This is a genomic window from Escherichia sp. Lx600-2 (assembly GCF_036662595.1).
Lineage (GTDB): Bacteria > Pseudomonadota > Gammaproteobacteria > Enterobacterales > Enterobacteriaceae > Escherichia > Escherichia coli.
In genome coordinates, this window is record NZ_JAYQWM010000045.1 from 1 (window position 1) to 18104 (window position 18104).

The 18104-nt window shown below is 51.7% G+C and carries 20 protein-coding genes; 15 read left to right on the top strand and 5 right to left on the bottom strand.

The window, feature by feature from the left end; genetic code table 11:
• Nucleotides 1–295 precede the first annotated feature (295 nt).
• From glaH to csiR, 6 genes are all read left to right on the top strand, one after another.
• Nucleotides 296–1273: a glutarate dioxygenase GlaH gene (gene glaH, locus OQV04_RS15845; RefSeq protein WP_032281468.1), complete on the top strand. Its 978-nt coding sequence runs from the start codon at nt 296–298 to the stop codon at nt 1271–1273.
• Nucleotides 1274–1292: 19 nt separating this feature from the next.
• Nucleotides 1293–2561 carry an L-2-hydroxyglutarate oxidase gene (gene lhgO / locus OQV04_RS15850; protein WP_001613643.1) on the top strand — a complete coding sequence of 423 codons (1269 nt, stop codon included), beginning with the start codon at nt 1293–1295 and terminating at the stop codon, nt 2559–2561.
• 22 nt (nt 2562–2583) lie between these two features.
• Nucleotides 2584–4032: an NADP-dependent succinate-semialdehyde dehydrogenase gene (gabD, locus tag OQV04_RS15855; protein WP_032288273.1), complete on the top strand. Its 1449-nt coding sequence runs from the start codon at nt 2584–2586 to the stop codon at nt 4030–4032.
• Between the two features lie 13 nt (nt 4033–4045).
• Entirely contained in the window at nt 4046–5326 is a 1281-nt protein-coding gene (gene gabT / locus OQV04_RS15860) for a 4-aminobutyrate--2-oxoglutarate transaminase (RefSeq protein ID WP_032288274.1), read from the top strand.
• 417 nt (nt 5327–5743) lie between these two features.
• Entirely contained in the window at nt 5744–7144 is a 1401-nt protein-coding gene (gene gabP, locus OQV04_RS15865; RefSeq protein WP_032281471.1) for a GABA permease, read from the top strand.
• Nucleotides 7145–7164: 20 nt separating this feature from the next.
• Nucleotides 7165–7827, top strand: a complete 663-nt coding sequence (gene csiR, locus OQV04_RS15870; RefSeq protein WP_000156821.1) for a DNA-binding transcriptional regulator CsiR — start codon at nt 7165–7167, stop codon at nt 7825–7827.
• Here csiR and kbp read toward each other — a convergent pair whose 3' ends face one another.
• Both kbp and OQV04_RS15880 read right to left on the bottom strand, forming a co-directional pair.
• On the bottom strand, nt 7828–8277 hold the full coding sequence (gene kbp, locus OQV04_RS15875) for a potassium binding protein Kbp (RefSeq protein WP_000522415.1): 450 nt from the start codon (nt 8275–8277) through the stop codon (nt 7828–7830).
• A gap of 83 nt (nt 8278–8360) precedes the next feature.
• The gene (locus OQV04_RS15880) at nt 8361–8519 is read right to left on the bottom strand and encodes a YqaE/Pmp3 family membrane protein (protein WP_032281472.1); all 159 of its coding nucleotides are present in this window, start codon (nt 8517–8519) and stop codon (nt 8361–8363) included.
• Nucleotides 8520–8701: 182 nt separating this feature from the next.
• Between OQV04_RS15880 and OQV04_RS15885 the strand changes: the two genes are divergently transcribed.
• Together OQV04_RS15885 and ygaP are read left to right on the top strand one after the other, a co-directional pair.
• Entirely contained in the window at nt 8702–9001 is a 300-nt protein-coding gene (locus OQV04_RS15885; protein WP_000137282.1) for an ArsR/SmtB family transcription factor, read from the top strand.
• Between the two features lie 9 nt (nt 9002–9010).
• Complete coding sequence (ygaP, locus tag OQV04_RS15890; RefSeq protein WP_099145281.1) at nt 9011–9529, top strand: thiosulfate sulfurtransferase YgaP; 519 nt, start codon at nt 9011–9013, stop codon at nt 9527–9529.
• 52 nt (nt 9530–9581) lie between these two features.
• On the opposite strand, the gene stpA is transcribed toward ygaP, so the two are convergent.
• Nucleotides 9582–9986, bottom strand: a complete 405-nt coding sequence (stpA, locus tag OQV04_RS15895) for a DNA-binding protein StpA (RefSeq protein WP_247806623.1) — start codon at nt 9984–9986, stop codon at nt 9582–9584.
• Between the two features lie 667 nt (nt 9987–10653).
• Here stpA and alaE point away from each other — a divergent pair.
• Nucleotides 10654–11103 carry an L-alanine exporter AlaE gene (gene alaE, locus OQV04_RS15900; RefSeq protein WP_000492656.1) on the top strand — a complete coding sequence of 150 codons (450 nt, stop codon included), beginning with the start codon at nt 10654–10656 and terminating at the stop codon, nt 11101–11103.
• A 36-nt stretch (nt 11104–11139) separates the two neighbouring features.
• Here alaE and OQV04_RS15905 read toward each other — a convergent pair whose 3' ends face one another.
• On the bottom strand, nt 11140–11484 hold the full coding sequence (locus tag OQV04_RS15905; RefSeq protein ID WP_000281320.1) for a DUF2002 family protein: 345 nt from the start codon (nt 11482–11484) through the stop codon (nt 11140–11142).
• Between the two features lie 151 nt (nt 11485–11635).
• On the opposite strand from OQV04_RS15905, the gene OQV04_RS15910 reads away from it, so the two are divergent.
• Nucleotides 11636–11965, top strand: coding sequence for a DUF883 domain-containing protein (locus tag OQV04_RS15910; RefSeq protein ID WP_032281474.1), 330 nt, complete (start codon nt 11636–11638; stop codon nt 11963–11965).
• A 149-nt stretch (nt 11966–12114) separates the two neighbouring features.
• On the opposite strand, the gene pdxR is transcribed toward OQV04_RS15910, so the two are convergent.
• The gene (pdxR, locus tag OQV04_RS15915) at nt 12115–13449 is read right to left on the bottom strand and encodes a MocR-like pyridoxine biosynthesis transcription factor PdxR (protein WP_032281475.1); all 1335 of its coding nucleotides are present in this window, start codon (nt 13447–13449) and stop codon (nt 12115–12117) included.
• Between the two features lie 87 nt (nt 13450–13536).
• Between pdxR and OQV04_RS15920 the strand changes: the two genes are divergently transcribed.
• From OQV04_RS15920 to nrdF, 5 genes are all read left to right on the top strand, one after another.
• Nucleotides 13537–13968 carry a carboxymuconolactone decarboxylase family protein gene (locus tag OQV04_RS15920; protein WP_000209792.1) on the top strand — a complete coding sequence of 144 codons (432 nt, stop codon included), beginning with the start codon at nt 13537–13539 and terminating at the stop codon, nt 13966–13968.
• Between the two features lie 208 nt (nt 13969–14176).
• Nucleotides 14177–14422, top strand: coding sequence for a glutaredoxin-like protein NrdH (nrdH, locus tag OQV04_RS15925; RefSeq protein WP_001223223.1), 246 nt, complete (start codon nt 14177–14179; stop codon nt 14420–14422).
• Nucleotides 14419–14829, top strand: coding sequence for a class Ib ribonucleoside-diphosphate reductase assembly flavoprotein NrdI (nrdI, locus tag OQV04_RS15930; RefSeq protein ID WP_000080947.1), 411 nt, complete (start codon nt 14419–14421; stop codon nt 14827–14829). Before nrdH ends, nrdI begins: the two co-directional genes overlap by 4 nt.
• Nucleotides 14802–16946 (top strand): class 1b ribonucleoside-diphosphate reductase subunit alpha, encoded by a 2145-nt coding sequence (gene nrdE / locus OQV04_RS15935; protein ID WP_032281476.1) that lies wholly within the window; start codon nt 14802–14804, stop codon nt 16944–16946. The genes nrdI and nrdE overlap by 28 nt, the downstream gene beginning before the upstream one ends.
• A gap of 9 nt (nt 16947–16955) precedes the next feature.
• Nucleotides 16956–17915, top strand: coding sequence for a class 1b ribonucleoside-diphosphate reductase subunit beta (gene nrdF, locus OQV04_RS15940; RefSeq protein WP_032281477.1), 960 nt, complete (start codon nt 16956–16958; stop codon nt 17913–17915).
• Nucleotides 17916–18104: the final 189 nt, after the last annotated feature.

An 18104-nucleotide genomic window follows, 5' to 3' on the forward strand; every position in this document is an offset into this window, starting at 1 on the left:
GGAACGGTCTGCGTTGTCGGGAAGATGCGTGATCTGATCCTTCAACTCAGCAAAAGTTCGATTTATTCAACAAAGCCGGTAATTCCCCCCTAACCTGTTGCTTTAGTTATTCATTTCCTGTCTCACTTTGCCTTAATACCCTACGTTAAATGTTACTAATTTGTTGTTTTTGATCACAATAAGTAAACAATATGTCGCTTTTGTGCGCATTTTTCAGAAATGTAGATATTTTTAGATTATGGCTACGAAATGAGCATCACGCACTCTCCCTGAAACCTCAAGAGGATCGCTTCTGATGAATGCACTGACCGCCGTACAAAACAACGCTGTCGATTCAGGCCAGGACTATAGCGGATTCACCCTCACCCCATCGGCGCAATCCCCGCGTCTGCTGGAACTCACCTTCACCGAACAGACGACCAAACAGTTTCTCGAACAGGTTGCCGAGTGGCCCGTGCAGGCGCTGGAGTACAAATCGTTTCTGCGTTTTCGGGTAGGCAAAATTCTTGATGATCTGTGTGCGAATCAGCTGCAACCGTTGCTGTTGAAGACCCTGCTAAACCGCGCTGAAGGTGCGTTGTTGATCAATGCGGTGGGGGTCGATGATGTGAAGCAAGCGGATGAGATGGTGAAGCTGGCAACGGCGGTGGCGCATCTGATTGGTCGCTCCAATTTCGACGCGATGAGCGGTCAGTATTACGCGCGTTTTGTAGTGAAAAATGTCGATAACTCAGACAGCTATCTGCGTCAGCCGCACCGCGTAATGGAGCTGCACAACGACGGTACCTACGTCGAAGAGATCACCGACTATGTGCTGATGATGAAAATCGACGAGCAGAACATGCAGGGCGGAAATTCGCTGCTGCTGCATCTCGATGACTGGGAACATCTGGACCACTATTTCCACCACCCACTGGCGCGCCGCCCAATGCGCTTTGCCGCGCCGCCGAGTAAAAACGTCAGCAAAGATGTTTTCCATCCGGTGTTCGACGTTGATCAGCAGGGTCGCCCGGTGATGCGCTATATCGACCAGTTCGTCCAGCCGAAAGACTTCGAAGAAGGCGTGTGGTTGAGCGAGCTTTCGGACGCCATTGAAACCAGTAAAGGCATTCTTTCTGTACCCGTTCCCGTTGGCAAATTCCTGTTGATTAACAACCTGTTCTGGCTGCACGGTCGCGACCGCTTTACTCCGCACCCGGATCTGCGCCGTGAACTGATGCGTCAGCGTGGCTATTTCGCTTACGCCACTCACCACTACCAGACGCATCAGTAAGCGCAAAGGAATTGAGCGGATGTATGATTTTGTGATTATTGGCGGCGGCATCATCGGCATGTCGACCGCCATGCAACTGATTGATGTCTACCCGGACGCCCGCATTGCGTTGCTGGAAAAAGAGTCCGGCCCGGCCTGTCACCAGACGGGCCACAACAGCGGCGTGATCCATGCCGGGGTTTATTACACGCCCGGCAGTCTGAAGGCGCAGTTTTGCCTGGCGGGAAACCGCGCCACCAAAGCCTTTTGCGATCAAAACGGCATTCGCTACGACAACTGCGGCAAGATGCTGGTCGCCACGTCTGAACTCGAAATGGAACGGATGCGCGCCTTATGGGAACGCACGGCGGCGAACGGCATCGAGCGCGAGTGGTTAAACGCCGATGAACTGCGCGAGCGCGAACCGAATATCACCGGGCTTGGCGGTATTTTTGTGCCGTCCAGCGGCATTGTCAGCTACCGCGAAGTCACGGCGGCGATGGCAAAAATCTTCCAGGCCAGAGGCGGCGAGATTATCTATAACGCCGAAGTCAGCGCCCTCAGTGAGCATAAAAACGGCGTGGTGATACGTACCCGTCAGGGCGGTGAATATGAAGCATCGACGCTGATTAGCTGCTCCGGGCTGATGGCTGACCGGCTGGTGAAAATGCTCGGCCTCGAACCGGGCTTTATTATCTGCCCGTTCCGTGGCGAGTATTTCCGCCTGGCGCCGGAGCATAACCAGATTGTTAACCATCTGATTTACCCCATTCCCGATCCGGCAATGCCGTTTTTGGGCGTTCATCTCACCCGCATGATCGACGGTAGCGTCACCGTTGGGCCAAACGCAGTGCTGGCGTTCAAACGCGAAGGCTATCGCAAGCGCGACTTCTCATTTAGCGACACGCTGGAGATTTTAGGCTCGTCGGGGATTCGCCGGGTGCTGCAAAACCATCTACGCTCAGGACTGGGCGAGATGAAAAACTCGCTGTGCAAAAGCGGCTATCTGCGGCTGGTGCAAAAGTATTGTCCCCGGCTTTCGTTAAGCGATCTCCAGCCCTGGCCCGCCGGTGTGCGGGCGCAGGCGGTATCGCCGGACGGCAAGCTGATTGACGATTTTCTGTTTGTCACCACCCCGCGCACGATCCACACCTGCAATGCGCCCTCCCCGGCAGCGACATCAGCAATTCCTATTGGTGCGCATATTGTCAGCAAGGTACAAACGCTGTTGGCAAGCCAGAGTAACCCCGGACGCACGCTGCGAGCGGCACGTAGTGTGGATGCCTTACACGCCGCATTTAATCAATAACCTTTGAAAACAGGATGTAGCGATGAAACTGAACGACAGTAACTTATTCCGCCAGCAGGCGTTGATTAACGGGGAATGGCTGGACGCCAACAATGGTGAAGTCATCGACGTCACCAATCCGACGAACGGCGACAAGCTGGGTAGCGTGCCGAAAATGGGCGCTGATGAAACCCGCGCCGCTATCGACGCCGCCAACCGCGCCCTGCCCGCCTGGCATGCGCTCACCGCCAAAGAACGCGCCAACATTCTGCGCAACTGGTTCAATTTGATGATGGAGCATCAGGACGATTTAGCGCGCCTGATGACCCTCGAACAGGGCAAACCACTGGCTGAAGCGAAAGGTGAAATCAGCTACGCCGCCTCCTTTATTGAGTGGTTTGCCGAAGAAGGCAAACGCATTTATGGCGACACCATTCCCGGTCATCAGGCCGATAAACGCCTGATTGTTATCAAGCAGCCGATTGGCGTCACCGCGGCTATCACGCCGTGGAACTTCCCGGCGGCGATGATTACCCGTAAAGCCGGCCCGGCGCTGGCGGCTGGCTGCACGATGGTGCTGAAGCCCGCCAGTCAGACGCCGTTCTCTGCGTTGGCGCTGGCAGAGCTGGCGATCCGCGCGGGCATTCCGGCTGGCGTGTTTAACGTGGTCACCGGTTCGGCGGGCGCGGTGGGTAATGAACTGACCAGCAACCCGCTGGTACGCAAACTGTCGTTTACCGGCTCGACCGAAATTGGCCGCCAGTTAATGGAACAGTGCGCGAAAGACATCAAAAAAGTGTCGCTGGAGCTGGGCGGCAACGCGCCGTTTATCGTCTTTGACGATGCCGATCTCGATAAAGCCGTGGAAGGCGCACTGGCCTCGAAATTCCGCAACGCCGGGCAAACCTGCGTCTGCGCCAACCGTTTATACGTGCAGGACGGCGTGTATGACCGCTTTGCCGAAAAATTGCAGCAGGCGGTGAGCAAACTGCACATCGGTGACGGGCTGGAGAAAGGCGTCACTATCGGGCCGCTGATTGATGAAAAAGCAGTAGCAAAAGTAGAAGAGCATATTGCCGATGCGCTGGAGAAAGGCGCACGCGTGGTTTGCGGTGGTAAAGCACACGAACGCGGCGGTAACTTCTTCCAGCCGACCATTCTGGTGGACGTTCCAGCCAACGCCAAAGTGTCGAAAGAAGAGACGTTCGGCCCCCTCGCCCCGCTGTTCCGTTTTAAAGATGAAGCCGATGTGATCGCGCAAGCCAATGACACCGAGTTTGGTCTTGCCGCCTATTTCTACGCCCGTGATTTAAGCCGCGTCTTCCGCGTGGGCGAAGCGCTGGAGTACGGCATCGTCGGCATCAATACCGGGATTATTTCCAATGAAGTGGCCCCGTTCGGCGGCATTAAAGCCTCGGGGCTGGGTCGTGAAGGTTCGAAGTATGGCATCGAAGATTACTTAGAAATCAAATATATGTGCATCGGTCTTTAACTGGAGAATGCGAATGAGCAGCAATAAAGAGTTAATGCAGCGCCGCAGTCAGGCGATTCCCCGTGGCGTTGGGCAAATTCACCCCATTTTCGCTGATCGCGCGGAAAACTGCCGGGTGTGGGACGTTGAAGGCCGTGAGTATCTTGATTTCGCGGGCGGCATTGCGGTGCTCAATACCGGGCACCTGCATCCGAAAGTGGTTGCGGCAGTGGAAGCGCAGTTGAAAAAACTGTCGCACACCTGCTTCCAGGTGCTGGCCTACGAGCCGTATCTGGAGCTGTGCGAGATTATGAATCAGAAGGTGCCAGGCGATTTCGCCAAGAAAACGCTGCTGGTTACGACCGGTTCCGAAGCGGTGGAAAACGCGGTGAAAATCGCCCGCGCCGCCACCAAACGTAGCGGCACCATCGCTTTTAGCGGCGCGTATCACGGGCGCACGCATTACACGCTGGCGCTGACCGGCAAGGTGAATCCGTACTCTGCGGGCATGGGCCTGATGCCAGGGCACGTTTATCGCGCGCTTTATCCTTGCCCACTGCACGGCATCAGTGAAGATGATGCTATCGCCAGTATCCACCGAATTTTTAAAAATGATGCGGCGCCGGAAGATATTGCCGCCATCGTGATTGAGCCGGTTCAGGGCGAAGGCGGTTTCTACGCCGCTACGCCAGCTTTTATGCAGCGTTTACGCGCGCTGTGTGACGAGCACGGGATCATGCTGATTGCCGATGAAGTGCAGAGCGGCGCGGGGCGTACCGGCACGCTGTTTGCGATGGAGCAAATGGGCGTGGCACCAGATCTCACCACCTTTGCGAAATCGATCGCAGGCGGTTTCCCGCTGGCGGGCGTCACCGGGCGCGCCGAAGTGATGGATGCCGTCGCACCGGGCGGGCTGGGCGGCACCTATGCCGGTAACCCGATTGCCTGCGTGGCGGCGCTGGAAGTGTTGAAGGTGTTCGAGCAGGAAAATCTGCTGCAAAAAGCTAACGTTCTGGGGCAGAAGTTGAAAGACGGATTGTTGGCGATCGCCGAAAAACACACTGAGATCGGCGACGTACGCGGCCTGGGGGCGATGATCGCCATCGAGCTGTTTGAAGATGGCGATCACAACAAGCCGGACGCCAAACTCACCGCCGAGATCGTGGCGCGCGCCCGCGATAAAGGTCTGATTCTTCTCTCGTGCGGCCCGTATTACAACGTGCTGCGCATCCTTGTACCGCTCACCATTGAAGATGCTCAGATTCGTCAGGGTCTGGAGATCATCAGCCAGTGTTTTGCTGAGGCGAAGCAGTAGCACCGCCCCCATGCCGGAGGCGACGCTGCGCGTCTTGTCCGGCCTACGAGAGTGTAGGTCGGATAAGGCGTTTACGCCGCATCCGACAATCGGCGCACCCTGCCGGAGGCGATGCTTACGCGTCTTGTCCGGCCTACGGAAATGTAGATCGGATAAGGCGTTTACGCCGCATCCGACATTCGGCGCATCCATGCCGGAGGCGACGCTGCGCGTCTTGTCCGGCCTACGAGAGTGTAGGTCGGATAAGGCGTTTACGCCGCATCCTACAATCTGTACGTGAACAGGAAGAAATCTATGTTGGCCGGGTAAGGCGGAGCCGCTCTCCGGCAAAAAGAATCAATAACAATTATACGCGTGACCCGACGCGGGAAATGTCGGGGCGCTCTCCCAAGTGACACACTTTCGAGAGGATTCAGGATGGGGCAATCATCGCAACCACATGAGTTAGGCGGCGGGCTGAAGTCACGCCATGTCACCATGTTGTCTATTGCCGGTGTTATCGGCGCAAGTCTGTTTGTCGGTTCCAGCGTCGCCATCGCCGAAGCGGGCCCGGCGGTATTACTGGCCTATCTGTTCGCCGGGCTACTGGTGGTTATGATTATGCGGATGTTGGCGGAAATGGCGGTTGCCACGCCCGATACCGGTTCGTTTTCCACCTATGCCGATAAAGCTATTGGTCGTTGGGCGGGTTATACCATCGGCTGGTTGTACTGGTGGTTTTGGGTACTGGTTATCCCGCTGGAAGCCAACATCGCCGCCATGATCCTGCACTCGTGGGTTCCAGGCATTCCCATCTGGTTATTTTCCCTCGTCATTACCCTCGCCTTAACTGGCAGTAATTTATTAAGCGTTAAAAACTACGGCGAATTTGAGTTCTGGCTGGCGCTGTGCAAAGTCATCGCTATCCTGGCCTTTATTTTCCTTGGTGCAGTCGCAATTAGCGGTTTTTACCCGTATGCCGACGTGAGCGGTATTTCAAGATTGTGGGATAGCGGCGGCTTTATGCCCAACGGCTTCGGCGCGGTATTAAGCGCGATGTTGATCACCATGTTCTCGTTTATGGGCGCAGAAATTGTCACCATTGCCGCCGCGGAATCCGACACGCCGGAAAAACATATTGTCCGCGCCACCAACTCGGTTATCTGGCGTATTTCTATCTTCTATTTATGCTCTATTTTTGTCGTCGTGGCGTTAATACCGTGGAATATGCCGGGGCTGAAAGCCGTTGGTTCTTATCGCTCGGTTCTGGAATTGCTCAATATTCCCCATGCGAAATTAATCATGGACTGCGTGATATTACTTTCCGTAACCAGTTGCCTGAACTCGGCGCTGTATACCGCTTCCAGGATGCTCTACTCCTTAAGCCGTCGCGGTGATGCGCCCGCGGTAATGGGTAAAATCAACCGCAGTAAAACCCCGTACGTGGCGGTGTTACTCTCCACCGGCGCGGCATTTTTAACGGTGGTGGTGAACTATTACGCACCTGCGAAAGTGTTTAAATTCCTGATAGACAGCTCCGGCGCTATCGCCCTGCTGGTTTATCTGGTAATTGCCGTTTCACAGTTGCGGATGCGTAAAATCTTGCTCGCGGAAGGAAGCGAAATCCGCCTGCGGATGTGGCTTTATCCCTGGCTCACCTGGCTGGTGATTGGCTTTATTACCTTTGTGTTGGTGGTCATGCTATTCCGCCCGGCGCAACAGTTAGAAGTGATTTCCACCGGCTTATTAGCAATAGGGATAATCTGTACCGTGCCGATTATGGCGCGCTGGAAAAAACTGGTATTGTGGCAAAAAACACCCGTTCATAATACGCGCTGATAATGATCAGGAGTCACACCATGACCATTACGTCTCTGGATGGCTATCGCTGGCTGAAGAACGATATTATTCGCGGTAATTTTCAACCGGATGAAAAATTACGAATGAGTTTGCTGACATCGCGTTATGCACTTGGCGTTGGGCCGTTACGGGAAGCTCTTTCGCAACTGGTGGCGGAACGGCTGGTCACGGTGGTGAATCAAAAAGGGTATCGGGTGGCGTCTATGTCAGAGCAGGAGCTGCTCGATATTTTCGATGCCCGCGCCAATATGGAAGCGATGTTAGTGAGTCTGGCGATTGCCCGCGGTGGCGATGAGTGGGAGGCAGACGTTCTCGCAAAAGCGCATCTGTTGAGTAAGCTTGAGGCCCGTGACGCCAGCGAGAAAATGCTTGATGAGTGGGATCTGCGTCATCAGGCGTTTCATACGGCAATTGTGGCGGGCTGTGGTTCTCACTATTTGCTGCAAATGCGTGAACGGTTGTTTGATCTGGCGGCGCGCTATCGATTTATCTGGCTGCGACAAACAGTGCTTTCGGTGGAAATGCTGGAGGATAAACACGATCAGCACCAGACCCTGACTGCGGCGGTACTGGCGCGAGATACCGCGCGCGCCAGTGAGTTAATGCGCCAGCATTTACTGACGCCAATTCCCATTATCCAGCAGGCGATGGCTGGCAATTAACTACTCTTCAGGAATACGCAACACTTGCCCCGGGTAAATTTTATCCGGGCTTTTTAGCATCGGTTTATTCGCTTCGAAGATTTTATTGTACAGATTGGCGTTACCGTAGACCTGTTTGGAAATGGCACTCAGAGTGTCGCCAGACTTAACGGTATAAAACTGGCTGGCAGTGGCTGGTGTCGCCGTTTTCACCTGATCATCAACACTGGCAATGCCGGAAATATTCCCCACCGCAACAAGGATTTTCTCTTTCGCCTCCTGACTCAGGCCGTCACCAGTGACCGTCGCTTTGCCATCGGCAATTTGAATGTTCACTTTATCGGCATCCGGTATACCGGTTTTGTTCAGATGCTCCTGCACCTTCTTCGCCTGATCGTCTTTATCGTGCTGACCTGTAACCGCGTCCCAGAGTTTTTCTCCGGCATCTTTCACAAAATTGAACAGACCCATAGCTACCTCATTCGTTAACGGAAACACTCAGAAAGTGTAGCAGAGGAACGCGGCGCGTTAACGCCGCGGGGATGAGCACAGGTTTAATCGCGGGTTTGCACCCAGAACGCGTGAATCAAACCGGGGATATACCCAAGCAGTGTCAGCAGAATATTAATAATGAACGCCCAACCGAACCCTTTACCGAGCAGCACGCTGAGCGGCGGCAGAATGATGGTGATGACGATTCTCCAGAAACCCATATGTACTCCCTATAAGAAAATTACTCATTGTTTAAAAAGAGATTTTATCTCTTAAGCGTAGTAATTTTAGCGGAGCCTGCCAGTTTCAGCTTACGCTTTTACTCTCATTTACGCTGCTGAGGCTGGTATATGTTGCATTTTTAGTTTAGAGTTTACTTAATTTAGAAAATACTTAAATAAATATGACTGAACTCGCGCAATTACAGGCCAGTGCCGAACAGGCAGCGGCCTTATTGAAAGCAATGAGCCACCCTAAACGGTTGCTGATTCTGTGCATGCTTAGCGGTTCCCCCGGCACCAGCGCGGGAGAGCTGACGCGCATTACCGGACTGAGCGCCTCTGCGACATCACAGCATCTCGCTCGTATGCGGGACGAAGGACTTATCAACAGCCAACGGGATGCCCAACGCATTCTATATTCCATTAAAAATGAGGCGGTAAATGCCATTATCGCCACCCTGAAAAATGTCTATTGTCCGTAAGGAGTCACTATGGCTTTGACAACCATTTCGCCGCATGATGCACAAGAATTAATCGCACGCGGCGCAAAGTTAATCGATATTCGTGACGCTGATGAATATCTTCGTGAACATATTCCTGAAGCAGATCTGGCTCCATTATCCGTGCTGGAACAGTCAGGTCTCCCGGCTAAATTACATCGCGAGCAAATTATATTCCACTGCCAGGCAGGTAAACGCACCAGTAATAACGCCGATAAATTAGCAGCGATTGCCGCCCCCGCAGAAATCTTTTTACTCGAAGATGGGATTGATGGCTGGAAAAAAGCAGGATTGCCAGTAGCGGTAAATAAATCTCAACCCTTGCCGTTAATGCGCCAGGTGCAGATCGCTGCGGGTGGTTTAATATTAATCGGCGTTATACTGGGTTATACCGTAAATAGCGGTTTCTTCTTATTAAGCGGCTTTGTTGGTGCCGGGTTACTGTTTGCAGGAATTAGCGGTTTTTGTGGGATGGCAAGGTTGTTAGATAAGATGCCGTGGAACCAATGAGCTTGAGAAGCGACGCCGGACGCGCCATAGCAGTGACATCCGGCCTCAGTAATTAGATCAGGAAATCGTCGAGAGATTTACCTTCTGCCAGCGCCTGAGCGATTGGCTTCGGTGTACGGCCCTGACCGGTCCAGGTTTTAGTTTCACCGTTAACATCGGTGAATTTATATTTCGCCGGACGCGGCTGGCGTTTTTTACCAGCGCGTGGTGCAGCAGCAGAGCTATTACCCAATAACTCTTCCGGGTTAATTCCGTCAGCCTTCATCAGCTCCAGCCAGGTGCTAATTTTTTCCTGACGCTCAGCCAGTTCACGCTGCTGCTGTTCTTCTTTTTCACGTCTTTCTTTAGTGACAACCCTGAATTTTTCGAGCATTTCTTCAAGAACGTCAATGGAGAATTCGCGAGCCATCGCACGGAGGGTGCGAATGTTATTTAAACTTTGTAACATTACGGACATAATAAAGAAAACCTTTTAACGCCAAAACAAAAAAGTATTTCGTCGCGTAGTGTAAGCGATCACTTATTATATTTCCACAAAATTTAATCTATTTACAGTCCTGCGCGAGATTATTTCAGCTGTTATTTTCTGAAACTCTCAGAATAATTTCAAGATTATATATTAGCCATTTTGATGAGTAATTTAGGTTATTGGTGAACAGAGTGGCGCTCTCTGCTCGCTAATTCCGCAAGCCTGACAAAACCGAAGTGAATAAAAATGCAATATAAAAGAATAAAAGAAAACACCCCTCACTGGTGCTTTCTGCTGTTAATGTACATTTTCTGGCATAAAAAATGCTGTAAATGACCCGGTCACGACATACACCGAATTCTCTACGCTTATAGCGTTACCTCACCCCCAAACTTTCATTAGTGAAATTAAAGACAAGGCCATATCTAATTGATTTAATTGAAAATAAATCATATCGGCATGTAAAAATCCACAATGTACAAAAAACGAGCCGTTACGGAATATTTTATCTACAAAAACTGACTAAATAAAAATTTTTCACTAATTGATTAGTCATAGCCAGCGATATACGCTATGCGAAAATGCAGATGGCAATGAGATCCACTGCTTTCATCTCCATTAACATCCCATTACGCCTTTATTAAGGAGCATTAGCATGTTCTCACCGCAGTCACGCTTGCGTCATGCAGTTGCAGATACGTTCGCGATGGTTGTTTACTGTTCTGTCGTGAACATGTGTATTGAAGTTTTCCTCTCCGGAATGAGCTTCGAACAGTCTTTTTATTCCAGATTGGTAGCGATTCCGGTGAACATCTTAATTGCATGGCCATACGGTATGTACCGCGATCTGTTTATGCGCGCGGCACGCAAAGTTAGCCCGTCGGGCTGGATAAAAAATCTGGCGGATATCCTGGCTTATGTGACGTTCCAGTCACCGGTGTATGTGGCGATCTTGTTAGTGGTGGGCGCAGACTGGCATCAGATTATGGCGGCGGTCAGTTCAAACATCGTTGTTTCGATGTTGATGGGGGCGGTTTATGGCTACTTCCTCGATTATTGCCGCCGACTGTTTAAAGTCAGCCGTTACCAGCAGGTAAAAGCCTGACTCTTCTTTTCGCGACTGGCATCGCCAGTCGCGTCTTTAACTGGCTTCGCCAAATAAACCATTCAAATAACGTTCAAGCGCAACACGCGAACTAAAGCCATGCGGGATACCGTAATGCTCGTGTCGCTCGCCTGCTAAATAGAGCGGAAATTGCTGGTAATGATCGCAAGTTTTAATATCGGAAGCGGGTTCAGCCAGTGTCGAACTGCGTTCTTTTAATGTTGGATGAATTACCAGAGCGGTACGTCCCATTCGCGCTTCGCGATTAACATAGACATAATTTTCCCCACGGCGGTAACCATACGCTTTCTGGGTTACCACATCGACAGTAAAACCGACTTTTTCAAGTACGCGCGCCACCTCGTCTGGTCGTAAATACATATTTGATCCTCGTTATTATCAACCGCGGGCCTACCTTACCTGATTGCGCATTCACAACGCTTTCAGAAAAGTCCATAAAGCCGCGATGAACCTCAGTTAAGAAAATTATGGTCTACACTGAAAATTACATCGAATTCTAATGGGGGATCATATGTTTAACCGACCGAACCGCAACGACGTTGATGATGGCGTGCAGGATATCCAGAATGATGTCAATCAATTAGCTGACAGCCTCGAATCTGTATTGAAGTCCTGGGGCAGCAACGCCAAAGGGGAAGCTGAAGCCGCACGCAGTAAAGCTCAGGCTTTGCTGAAAGAAACCAGGGCGCGAATGCATGGTCGTACTCGCGTTCAGCAAGCCGCACGCGATGCCGTTGGCTGCGCGGATTCTTTTGTTCGTGAAAGACCCTGGTGTAGCGTGGGAACTGCTGCTGCGGTAGGTATTTTTATCGGTGCGTTGTTGAGCATGCGTAAATCGTAGTGAGACGATGACAAGCAGTAGTCTGACTTCTGAAAAGTACTCAGTGCGTCAACGCCTTGTCCGCCTACAGGCCTGAAAAACATAGCGCATCAGGGGATTTTGCCCTGGTCACCAGTCTTATAGGACCCCGAAGCCTGGCTTCGGAGTTATTAATTTAAAGCACTGCGCAATTGCTGTGCTACCTGTCGCGCCATACTTTCGCTAACGATATTCGTAAACGAGAGCAATAATCCTCCGTCCTCGCTTGAGCGGATACGCCAGTCGCTAAGTGCCTGTACGGCAAGACCAGCAGCATTGGCTTTATGCACGAATGTCACGTCATTACCTGCTAGTTTGATCACCATCTGGATACCGCCTTTTTGCGGCACAACCTGAAATCCCTGCTGCGTAAGTGCCTGCTCAATCCACTGCCGTCGCTGGGCATAATGCTGGCGCATTTTCTTCAGATGCCGCCAGAAATGCCCCTCACGGATGAAATCTGCCAGTGTGTTCTGCCACAGTACGGGTACAGCACATGGTTCCAGTGACGCCTGCTGCCGGAATTGCGAAATCTGCTCCACCGGCACCACCAGCCACGCACAGCGCAATGCAGGAAATAGCGCTTTGCTGAATGTTCCGGCATAAATCACCCGCTGCGGCGCGTCGAGACTTTTTAGTGCCGGTAACGGCTTACCGTGATAGCGAAACTCACTGTCGTAATCATCTTCAATAATCCATGCCTGACTACGCTCTGCCCATTCCAGTATCTGATACCTACGCGCTAAAGAGAGTGCCACACCCAGCGGGCTTTGGTGTGCCGGAGTAATCAGGGCAAAACGCGCATCAGGATAATTTTGTATTCCGCTTGTGACATCCAGTCCGTTGTCATCAACCGGCACAGGTAAAATTTCCAGACCGTGGCGAGTGACAATCGGGCGAATCAGCGGAAAGCCGGGATCTTCCATCCACATCCCGTCTCCCGGTTGCGCCAGAGCGTGCAGAATTAAAGCCATTGAGGCCGCATAACCGTGAGTGATAAAGACCTGCTCTGGCTGACAATCAATCCCACGTGAAACGCGTAAATAATCAACAATAGCCTCGCGCAAGGCCGCCTCGCCGCAGACATCACCTAATGCCAAATCAAAACGCGTCTGGGTACGCAGACGGCGGCCCATCACCCGCGCCCACAATTCACGCGGAAAAAGATCAAGTGCAGGTAGCCCCATCTGAAAAGGCAGCGGCTGCTGACTTTCACCAGCAAAAGCCACGACATCCACAGCAGACTGTTGCGGATGTATCTGCTCACTGACAAAGGTACCCGCCTGTCCCCGCCTGACCAGCCATCCCTGCGCCACCAGCTCAGCATAAGCATTTTCGACAGTGGATCGAGAGACACCCAGCTCCTGCGACCAGGTACGGCTCGAGGGTAGCCTTGCGCCAGGTTTCAGTTCTCCTTGCTCGATAGCCGTTTTTAACTGACGGGCGATATCCTGATAACGTGGCATATGGTCTGCTTTTTTAGGTAATTTATGGCTCTCTTTAGCAGTCCATTATAGTGCTACATTGCGGGCGTTAATAAGAGGAGAAACTGTATGACTACATTACGTCAGCCTTACTACGAACTTAGCCCGGCAGTGTATAACGCACTGGTGCAGGCCAAAACGGCACTGGAAAATAGCACGCTGGATACCACGTTGATGGAGTTAATTTATTTGCGCGTCTCGCAAATCAACGGCTGCGCATTTTGTCTGGAGATGCACAGCAAAGCATTGCGCAAATCCGGTGTGCCACAACACAAACTGGACGCCCTGGCAGGCTGGCGCGTAAGCCATCATTTTGATGAACGCGAGCGAGCGGCGCTGGCATGGGCGGAATCAGTGACCGATATTGCCAGAACCCATGCGGAAGACGAGGTTTATCAGCCTTTGCTTGAGCATTTCAGCGCAGCAGAAATCAGCGATTTAACGTTTGCCATCGGGCTGATGAATTGTTTTAACCGTCTGGCCGTTTCCATGCGGATGTAATTTGCTGTTGCCGGGTATGCGCCCGGCAAAAAAACACAAAATCCCCTACCCCGTTGAGCCATTCACCGGTGGCGTAATCAATCTAAAATTCCCATATCTTGTGTGGTTGAATCTTTTTTCAACTACATCTAGTATCTCTGTATCAACAGAGAGACAACCCGACGCGTATCATCGCGCCGTATCTTCATTTTAAACGGAAATACGAATCATGCGCATTACTATTTACACTCGTAACGATTGCGTTCAGTGCCACGCCACCAAACGGGCGATGGAAAACCAGGGCTTTGATTTTGAAATGATTAATGTCGATCGCGTTCCTGAAGCGGCAGAAGCGTTGCGTGCTCAGGGCTTTCGTCAGTTGCCGGTAGTGATTGCTGGCGATCTTAGCTGGTCTGGTTTCCGTCCGGACATGATTAACCGTCTGCATCCAGCGCCACACGCGGCCAGTGCATGAGCCAGCTCGTCTACTTCTCCAGCAGCTCCGAAAACACGCAGCGTTTTATCGAACGTTTAGGTCTGCCCGCGGTGCGCATCCCGCTCAATGAGCGGGAACGGATTCAGGTAGACGAGCCTTACATCCTGATCGTGCCCTCTTACGGCGGCGGCGGTACGGCTGGCGCGGTGCCACGACAGGTAATTCGCTTTTTAAACGACGAGCACAACCGGGCGTTGCTTCGCGGCGTTATTGCTTCGGGTAATCGCAACTTTGGTGAGGCGTATGGCCGCGCTGGAGATGTGATTGCCCGGAAATGCGGCGTGCCGTGGCTGTACCGCTTTGAACTCATGGGTACGCAAAGCGATATCGAAAACGTTCGTAAAGGAGTAACCGAATTTTGGCAACGACAACCGCAGAATGCCTGACGCAGGAAACGATGGATTACCACGCGCTGAATGCGATGCTTAACCTCTACGATAGCGCAGGTCGCATTCAGTTCGATAAAGACCGCCAGGCCGTTGACGCCTTTATTGCGACGCATGTGCGTCCGAACAGTGTGACCTTCAGTAGCCAGCAGCAGCGCCTGAACTGGCTGGTCAACGAAGGTTACTATGATGAAAGCGTTCTTAATCGCTACCCTCGCGACTTTGTCATTACGCTGTTTGCCCACGCACACACCAGCGGTTTTCGTTTCCAGACATTCCTCGGGGCATGGAAGTTTTACACCAGCTATACGTTGAAGACATTCGACGGTAAACGTTATCTGGAAGATTTTGCCGATCGAGTCACGATGGTGGCGCTGACGCTGGCACAAGGCGATGAAACACTGGCGACGCAGCTCACTGATGAGATGCTGTCAGGACGCTTTCAGCCAGCCACGCCGACATTCCTCAACTGCGGTAAGCAGCAGCGCGGCGAACTGGTTTCCTGTTTTCTGCTGCGTATTGAAGACAATATGGAGTCGATTGGCCGGGCGGTAAATTCCGCACTACAACTGTCGAAACGCGGCGGCGGCGTGGCATTTTTGCTGTCGAATCTGCGAGAAGCGGGCGCGCCAATTAAACGTATTGAAAATCAATCTTCTGGCGTAATTCTGGTGATGAAAATGCTGGAAGACGCATTTTCCTATGCCAACCAACTCGGCGCTCGTCAGGGGGCTGGTGCAGTCTATTTACATGCTCATCATCCCGATATTCTGCGTTTTCTCGACACGAAACGGGAAAATGCCGACGAAAAAATCCGCATTAAAACACTGTCGCTGGGCGTGGTGATCCCGGATATCACTTTCCATCTGGCAAAAGAGAATGCGCAGATGGCGCTGTTTTCGCCTTATGACGTAGAGCGAGTTTATGGCAAGCCGTTTGCCGATGTGGCCATCAGCCAACACTATGACGAACTGGTTGCCGATGAACGCATTCGCAAAAAATACCTCAACGCCCGTGATTTCTTCCAGCGACTGGCAGAAATCCAGTTTGAGTCTGGCTATCCGTACATCATGTATGAAGACACGGTAAACCGTGCTAACCCTATCGCCGGGCGCATAAATATGAGTAATCTCTGCTCAGAAATTTTGCAGGTTAACAGCGCCTCAGAGTATGACGAGAATCTCGACTATACCCGCACAGGCCATGATATTTCCTGCAATTTAGGTTCGTTGAATATTGCGCACACCATGGATTCCCCCGATTTTGCCCGCACGGTAGAGACTGCCGTGCGCGGTTTAACGGCAGTATCAGATATGAGTCATATCCGCAGCGTGCCGTCCATCGAAGCCGGAAATGCCGCCTCGCACGCCATCGGACTGGGGCAGATGAATTTACACGGCTATCTGGCGCGAGAAGGCATCGCTTATGGTTCGCCGGAAGCACTGGATTTCACCAATCTCTATTTCTATGCCATCACCTGGCACGCACTGCGTACCTCGATGTTGCTGGCGCGCGAACGCGGTCAAACCTTCGCCGGGTTCAAACAGTCACGCTATGCCAGTGGTGAATATTTTAGCCAATATCTGCAAGGGAACTGGCAGCCGAAAACGGCGAAAGTTGGCGAACTGTTTACCCGTAGCGGTATTACGTTACCTACCCGTGAGATGTGGGCGCAGCTGCGCGATGACGTGATGCGCTACGGCATTTACAACCAGAATCTTCAGGCGGTGCCGCCAACCGGTTCTATCTCTTATATCAACCATGCTACGTCGAGTATTCATCCGATTGTGGCGAAAGTAGAGATACGCAAAGAGGGCAAAACAGGACGCGTTTACTACCCTGCCCCGTTTATGACTAACGAGAATCTGGCGCTGTATCAGGACGCTTACGAAATTGGCGCAGAAAAGATCATCGACACCTACGCGGAAGCGACTCGCCATGTCGATCAGGGGCTGTCGCTGACGCTGTTTTTCCCCGATACCGCCACCACTCGCGATATCAACAAAGCGCAGATTTACGCCTGGCGCAAAGGTATCAAAACGCTCTATTACATCCGGCTGCGTCAGATGGCGCTGGAAGGCACTGAAATTGAAGGCTGCGTCTCCTGTGCACTTTAAGGAATATCTATGAAACTCTCACGTATCAGCGCCATCAACTGGAACAATATATCTGACGATAAAGATCTGGAGGTGTGGAATCGCCTGACCAGCAATTTCTGGCTACCAGAAAAGGTGCCGCTGTCGAACGATATTCCTGCCTGGCAGACATTAACTGTCGTAGAACAACAACTGACGATGCGCGTTTTTACTGGCCTGACGCTGCTCGACACGCTGCAAAATGTTATCGGCGCGCCTTCGCTGATGCCCGATGCACTCACGCCTCATGAAGAAGCGGTATTATCGAATATCAGCTTTATGGAAGCGGTTCATGCCCGCTCTTACAGTTCGATTTTCTCGACGCTGTGCCAGACCAAAGATGTCGATGCCGCCTACGCCTGGAGTGAAGAAAACGCGCCGTTGCAGCGAAAAGCACAGATTATTCAGCAACATTACCGCGGTGATGATCCGCTGAAAAAGAAAATCGCCAGTGTGTTTCTTGAATCTTTTTTGTTCTATTCCGGTTTCTGGCTGCCGATGTATTTTTCCAGCCGCGGAAAGCTGACCAATACCGCGGACCTGATCCGTCTGATTATCCGCGATGAAGCAGTCCACGGTTACTACATAGGCTATAAATATCAGAAAAACATGGAAAAGATATCTCTGGGACAACGTGAAGAGTTGAAGAGTTTCGCCTTCGATTTGTTGCTGGAACTCTACGACAACGAGTTGCAATACACCGATGAGCTGTACGCCGAAACCCCGTGGGCTGACGATGTGAAAGCGTTTCTCTGTTACAACGCCAATAAGGCTTTGATGAATCTGGGCTACGAACCGTTATTTCCCGCAGAAATGGCGGAAGTGAATCCGGCAATCCTCGCCGCGCTTTCGCCGAATGCCGATGAAAATCACGATTTCTTTTCCGGTTCAGGCTCCTCTTATGTGATGGGGAAAGCGGTTGAAACAGAAGATGAAGACTGGAATTTCTGAGGGTGTTATTTTCAAAAATATCACTACCCGCGACAGGGAAATAATTCCCGCCAAATAGCTTTTTATCACGCAAATATTTTGTGGTGATCTACACTGATACTCTGTTGCATTATTCGCCTGAAACCACAATATTCAGGCGTTTTTTCGCTATCTTTGACAAAAAATATCAACTTTTCTCGATTTGCTCTC

Bases quoted from the DNA above. Each gene is read 5' to 3' on its own strand.
- glaH (WP_032281468.1), top strand. From the start codon at position 296: ATGAATGCACTGACCGCCGTACAAAACAACGCTGTCGATTCAGGCCAG.
- lhgO (WP_001613643.1), top strand. From the start codon at position 1,293: ATGTATGATTTTGTGATTATTGGCGGCGGCATCATCGGCATGTCGACC.
- gabD (WP_032288273.1), top strand. From the start codon at position 2,584: ATGAAACTGAACGACAGTAACTTATTCCGCCAGCAGGCGTTGATTAAC.
- gabT (WP_032288274.1), top strand. From the start codon at position 4,046: ATGAGCAGCAATAAAGAGTTAATGCAGCGCCGCAGTCAGGCGATTCCC.
- gabP (WP_032281471.1), top strand. From the start codon at position 5,744: ATGGGGCAATCATCGCAACCACATGAGTTAGGCGGCGGGCTGAAGTCA.
- csiR (WP_000156821.1), top strand. From the start codon at position 7,165: ATGACCATTACGTCTCTGGATGGCTATCGCTGGCTGAAGAACGATATT.
- kbp (WP_000522415.1), bottom strand. From the start codon at position 8,277: ATGGGTCTGTTCAATTTTGTGAAAGATGCCGGAGAAAAACTCTGGGAC.
- OQV04_RS15880 (WP_032281472.1), bottom strand. From the start codon at position 8,519: ATGGGTTTCTGGAGAATCGTCATCACCATCATTCTGCCGCCGCTCAGC.
- OQV04_RS15885 (WP_000137282.1), top strand. From the start codon at position 8,702: ATGACTGAACTCGCGCAATTACAGGCCAGTGCCGAACAGGCAGCGGCC.
- ygaP (WP_099145281.1), top strand. From the start codon at position 9,011: ATGGCTTTGACAACCATTTCGCCGCATGATGCACAAGAATTAATCGCA.
- stpA (WP_247806623.1), bottom strand. From the start codon at position 9,986: ATGTCCGTAATGTTACAAAGTTTAAATAACATTCGCACCCTCCGTGCG.
- alaE (WP_000492656.1), top strand. From the start codon at position 10,654: ATGTTCTCACCGCAGTCACGCTTGCGTCATGCAGTTGCAGATACGTTC.
- OQV04_RS15905 (WP_000281320.1), bottom strand. From the start codon at position 11,484: ATGTATTTACGACCAGACGAGGTGGCGCGCGTACTTGAAAAAGTCGGT.
- OQV04_RS15910 (WP_032281474.1), top strand. From the start codon at position 11,636: ATGTTTAACCGACCGAACCGCAACGACGTTGATGATGGCGTGCAGGAT.
- pdxR (WP_032281475.1), bottom strand. From the start codon at position 13,449: ATGCCACGTTATCAGGATATCGCCCGTCAGTTAAAAACGGCTATCGAG.
- OQV04_RS15920 (WP_000209792.1), top strand. From the start codon at position 13,537: ATGACTACATTACGTCAGCCTTACTACGAACTTAGCCCGGCAGTGTAT.
- nrdH (WP_001223223.1), top strand. From the start codon at position 14,177: ATGCGCATTACTATTTACACTCGTAACGATTGCGTTCAGTGCCACGCC.
- nrdI (WP_000080947.1), top strand. From the start codon at position 14,419: ATGAGCCAGCTCGTCTACTTCTCCAGCAGCTCCGAAAACACGCAGCGT.
- nrdF (WP_032281477.1), top strand. From the start codon at position 16,956: ATGAAACTCTCACGTATCAGCGCCATCAACTGGAACAATATATCTGAC.